Below are 5,562 nucleotides of genomic sequence, written 5' to 3' on the forward strand. Positions count from 1 at the left end.
AAAGCAAAAAGCCCAACCATTTCTGGTTGGGCTTTTTGGGGCTGTAAGAGCCTGACGATGACCTACTTTCACACGGGAACCCGCACTATCATCGGCGCTGAGGCGTTTCACTGTCCTGTTCGGGATGGGAAGGAGTGGGACCACCTCGCTATGGTCATCAGGCATAAAGGGTTGCTGTATTGACGGGGTCAATACGGCGAATTCATAGAGTTTGGAATCAGCTTGAGTGTTTTGAATGCGTCAACTTGGCATAACACCTTGATCGTAGATCAAAGTTATAGGGTCAAGCCGCACGAGCAATTAGTATCGGTTAGCTTAACGCATTACTGCGCTTCCACACCCGACCTATCAACGTCCTGGTCTTGAACGACTCTTCAGGGGGCTCGAGGCCCCGGCAGATCTCATCTTGAAACGAGTTTCCCGCTTAGATGCTTTCAGCGGTTATCTCTTCCACACTTAGCTACTCGGCAATGCCACTGGCGTGACAACCGATACACCAGAGGTGTGTCCACTCCGGTCCTCTCGTACTAGGAGCAGGCTTCCTCAAATCTGCAGCGCCCACGGAAGATAGGGACCAAACTGTCTCACGACGTTTTAAACCCAGCTCACGTACCTCTTTAAATGGCGAACAGCCATACCCTTGGGACCGGCTACAGCCCCAGGATGAGATGAGCCGACATCGAGGTGCCAAACACCGCCGTCGATATGAACTCTTGGGCGGTATCAGCCTGTTATCCCCAGAGTACCTTTTATCCGTTGAGCGATGGCCCTTCCATACAGAACCACCGGATCACTATGTCCTGCTTTCGCATCTGCTCGACTTGTCAGTCTCGCAGTTAAGCACGCTTATGCCATTGCACTATCGTCACGATGTCCGACCGTAACTAGCGTACCTTCGAACTCCTCCGTTACGCTTTGGGAGGAGACCGCCCCAGTCAAACTGCCTACCATGCACTGTCCCCGATCCAGATAATGGACCTAGGTTAGAACCTCAAACACACCAGGGTGGTATTTCAACGTTGGCTCCACAAGATCTAGCGACCCTGCTTCAAAGCCTCCCACCTATCCTACACAGATCTGTTCAAAGTCCAATACAAAGCTACAGTAAAGGTTCATGGGGTCTTTCCGTCTTTCCGCGGGGAGATTGCATCATCACAAACATTTCAACTTCGCTGAGTCTCAGGAGGAGACAGTGTGGCCATCGTTACGCCATTCGTGCAGGTCGGAACTTACCCGACAAGGAATTTCGCTACCTTAGGACCGTTATAGTTACGGCCGCCGTTTACTGGGACTTCAATCAAGAGCTTGCACCCCATCATTTAATCTTCCAGCACCGGGCAGGCGTCACACCCTATACGTCCACTTTCGTGTTTGCAGAGTGCTGTGTTTTTAATAAACAGTCGCAGCCACCGATTTTTTGCAACCCATTCATGCTCCGTTGTTCACTTCACACTAATAGGGCACACCTTCTTCCGAAGTTACGGTGTCAATTTGCCGAGTTCCTTCTCCTGAGTTCTCTCAAGCGCCTTAGAATACTCATCTCGCGCACCAGTGTCGGTTTGCGGTACGGTCGTGTGTAGCTGAAGCTTAGTGGCTTTTCCTGGAACCTCGTTCAGTCACTTCACCAGCAAGCTGGCTCGATCGTTGGCCTCGGTATATGACGGGCGGATTTGCCTACCCATCGCCTACTTCCAACTAAACCGGGATATCCAACACCCGGATGACCTATTAAGATCCGTCCCCACATCGCACTACACATCGGTACAGGAATATTGACCTGTTTCCCATCAGCTACGCATCTCTGCCTCGCCTTAGGGGCCGACTCACTCTACGCCGATGAACGTTGCGTAGAAAACCTTGCGCTTACGGCGAGGGGGCTTTTCACCCCCTTTAACGCTACTCATGTCAGCATTCGCACTTCTGATACCTCCAGCACGCTTTACAACGCACCTTCACAGGCTTACAGAACGCTCTCCTACCACTTGCAATAAATTGCAAATCCGCAGCTTCGGTAACTGGCTTAGCCCCGTTACATCTTCCGCGCAGGACGACTCGATCAGTGAGCTATTACGCTTTCTTTAAATGATGGCTGCTTCTAAGCCAACATCCTGACTGTTTTAGCCTTCCCACTTCGTTTCCCACTTAGCCAATTTTAGGGACCTTAGCTGGCGGTCTGGGTTGTTTCCCTCTTGAGTCCGGACGTTAGCACCCGGTGCTCTGTCTCCCAAGCTGTACTCGTCGGTATTCGGAGTTTGCCTTGGTTTGGTAAGTCGCCATGACCCCCTAGCCAAAACAGTGCTCTACCCCCGACGGTAATACTTGAGGCACTACCTAAATAGTTTTCGGAGAGAACCAGCTATTTCCAAGTTTGTTTAGCCTTTCACCCCTATCCACAGCTCATCCGCTAGTTTTGCAACACTAGTCGGTTCGGACCTCCAGTACCTGTTACGGCACCTTCATCCTGGCCATGGATAGATCACTTGGTTTCGGGTCTACACCCAGCGACTGGACGCCCTATTCGGACTCGATTTCTCTACGGCTTCCCTATTCGGTTAACCTTGCCACTGAATGTAAGTCGCTGACCCATTATACAAAAGGTACGCAGTCACCCTTGCGGGCTCCTACTTTTTGTAAGCATGCGGTTTCAGGATCTATTTCACTCCCCTCCCGGGGTTCTTTTCGCCTTTCCCTCACGGTACTAGTTCACTATCGGTCGATGATGAGTATTTAGCCTTGGAGGATGGTCCCCCCATATTCAGACAGGATTTCTCGTGTCCCGCCCTACTTGTCGTTAGCTCAGTACCACACAGGTCTTTTCACGTACGGGGCTATCACCCGCTATGGCCAGCCTTTCCAAGCTGTTCCGTTAAGTCTTGTGCTATCACTAACAGGCTCTTCCGATTTCGCTCGCCACTACTTTCGGAATCTCGGTTGATGTCTTTTCCTCGAGCTACTGAGATGTTTCAGTTCACCCGGTTCGCCTCGCATGACTATGTATTCATCATGCGATACCTTTCGGTGGGTTTCCCCATTCGGAAATCTCCGGATCAAAGCTAATTTGCCAGCTCCCCGAAGCTTATCGCAGGCTATCACGTCCTTCGTCGCCTATCATCGCCAAGGCATCCACCACATGCTCTTATTCACTTGACCCTATAACTTTGACGTTTCTTCACAGAAACCAAAATCGTTTCAAGGAATGTGTCAGGTCTTTCACCTGACGCGTTATGCCGTCTTCATACTTTCGATTTGACTCGAAATTGAAGTTCATTTGACGCAATCAAAAATTCATGTCGCTGATGGCACGGTCCGCACTAAACCTTTACGAATGTGCGGTTTCCATCAGCAACGCTGATTCGACTCTATGAATTTTTAAAGAACAGCCGATTGATCAAGAGATCTCGATCAACAACAAAGAAGCCTCATGCTCGCGCACAAAGCCTCTTTGGTGTTGAATTTCTAACTACCAGCGATTGGTGGAGGATGACGGGATCGAACCGACGACCCCCTGCTTGCAAAGCAGGTGCTCTCCCAGCTGAGCTAATCCCCCGGGTCCTCACGAGACTATCGGAAGGAATGGTGGGTCTAGTTGGGCTCGAACCAACGACCCCCGCCTTATCAAGACGGTGCTCTAACCAGCTGAGCTACAGACCCATGTCGAAGACTCGACATCTTCCAACAACCGATAAGTGTGGGCGTTCAATTTGAGTGGCTTGTTTCCAGAAAGGAGGTGATCCAGCCGCACCTTCCGATACGGCTACCTTGTTACGACTTCACCCCAGTCACGAACCCTGCCGTGGTAATCGCCCTCCTTGCGGTTAGGCTAACTACTTCTGGCAGAACCCGCTCCCATGGTGTGACGGGCGGTGTGTACAAGACCCGGGAACGTATTCACCGTGACATTCTGATCCACGATTACTAGCGATTCCGACTTCACGCAGTCGAGTTGCAGACTGCGATCCGGACTACGACTGGTTTTATGGGATTAGCTCCCCCTCGCGGGTTGGCAACCCTTTGTACCAGCCATTGTATGACGTGTGTAGCCCCACCTATAAGGGCCATGAGGACTTGACGTCATCCCCACCTTCCTCCGGTTTGTCACCGGCAGTCTCACTAGAGTGCCCAACTAAATGTAGCAACTAATGACAAGGGTTGCGCTCGTTGCGGGACTTAACCCAACATCTCACGACACGAGCTGACGACAGCCATGCAGCACCTGTGTTACGGTTCTCTTTCGAGCACTAAGCCATCTCTGGCAAATTCCGTACATGTCAAAGGTGGGTAAGGTTTTTCGCGTTGCATCGAATTAAACCACATCATCCACCGCTTGTGCGGGTCCCCGTCAATTCCTTTGAGTTTCAACCTTGCGGCCGTACTCCCCAGGCGGTCAACTTCACGCGTTAGCTTCGTTACTGAGTCAGTGAAGACCCAACAACCAGTTGACATCGTTTAGGGCGTGGACTACCAGGGTATCTAATCCTGTTTGCTCCCCACGCTTTCGTGCATGAGCGTCAGTACAGGTCCAGGGGATTGCCTTCGCCATCGGTGTTCCTCCGCATATCTACGCATTTCACTGCTACACGCGGAATTCCATCCCCCTCTACCGTACTCCAGCGATGCAGTCACAGATGCAGTTCCCAGGTTGAGCCCGGGGATTTCACAACTGTCTTACATCACCGCCTGCGCACGCTTTACGCCCAGTAATTCCGATTAACGCTTGCACCCTACGTATTACCGCGGCTGCTGGCACGTAGTTAGCCGGTGCTTATTCTTACGGTACCGTCATGAGCTCTCTTTATTAGAAAGAACCTTTTCGTTCCGTACAAAAGCAGTTTACAACCCGAAGGCCTTCATCCTGCACGCGGCATGGCTGGATCAGGCTTGCGCCCATTGTCCAAAATTCCCCACTGCTGCCTCCCGTAGGAGTCTGGGCCGTGTCTCAGTCCCAGTGTGGCTGGTCGTCCTCTCAGACCAGCTACAGATCGAAGGCTTGGTGAGCCTTTACCTCACCAACTACCTAATCTGCCATCGGCCGCTCCATTCGCGCAAGGCCTTGCGGTCCCCTGCTTTCATCCGTAGATCTTATGCGGTATTAGCACAGCTTTCGCTGCGTTATCCCCCACGATTGGGCACGTTCCGATGTATTACTCACCCGTTCGCCACTCGCCACCAGGATTGCTCCCGTGCTGCCGTTCGACTTGCATGTGTAAGGCATGCCGCCAGCGTTCAATCTGAGCCAGGATCAAACTCTATAGTTCGATCTTGATTTTTGCGTCCAACCTCGCGGTCAGACAAAACTCATAAAAACGGAATTGAAGTGAACTTCACTTCTATTCTCATGAGCGTTTAAAGTCTTGCGACTTCGTTCCGAAGAACTTGGCCACTCGCCTCAAACGCCCACGCTTATCGGCTGTATGTTTTTAACGATCCCAATGCAAAACATCTTCTGTCTTGCATCTCCTTCGCTGCGATCAGCGAAGCCTTAAATTATCACACGGTTTTTGAAGAACCGTCAAACTTTTTGGAAGAATTTTTGCATTTTTTGCTCTTCTCTTCTTCCTTCCC

General features: G+C 51.2%; 2 tRNA genes and 3 rRNA genes. All 5 read right to left on the minus strand.

From position 1 onward, the window contains the following. Window positions 1-49: 49 nt before the first annotated feature. Window positions 50-162 (minus strand): 5S ribosomal RNA (gene rrf, locus AC3A6B_RS29685). Window positions 163-279: 117 nt separating this feature from the next. Further along, window positions 280-3,150: ribosomal RNA gene (locus tag AC3A6B_RS29690) — 23S ribosomal RNA — on the minus strand. A gap of 321 nt (window positions 3,151-3,471) precedes the next feature. Then, window positions 3,472-3,547: transfer RNA gene (locus AC3A6B_RS29695), tRNA-Ala, on the minus strand. A 27-nt stretch (window positions 3,548-3,574) separates the two neighbouring features. Next, window positions 3,575-3,651, minus strand: a tRNA-Ile gene (locus tag AC3A6B_RS29700). A 69-nt stretch (window positions 3,652-3,720) separates the two neighbouring features. Continuing rightward, window positions 3,721-5,255 (minus strand): 16S ribosomal RNA (locus AC3A6B_RS29705). Together the 16S, 23S and 5S rRNA genes with 2 tRNA genes alongside form the textbook arrangement of a ribosomal RNA operon. Between the last annotated feature and the right edge of the window lie 307 nt (window positions 5,256-5,562).

Source organism: Variovorax sp. Soil_C_33 (assembly GCF_057656935.1).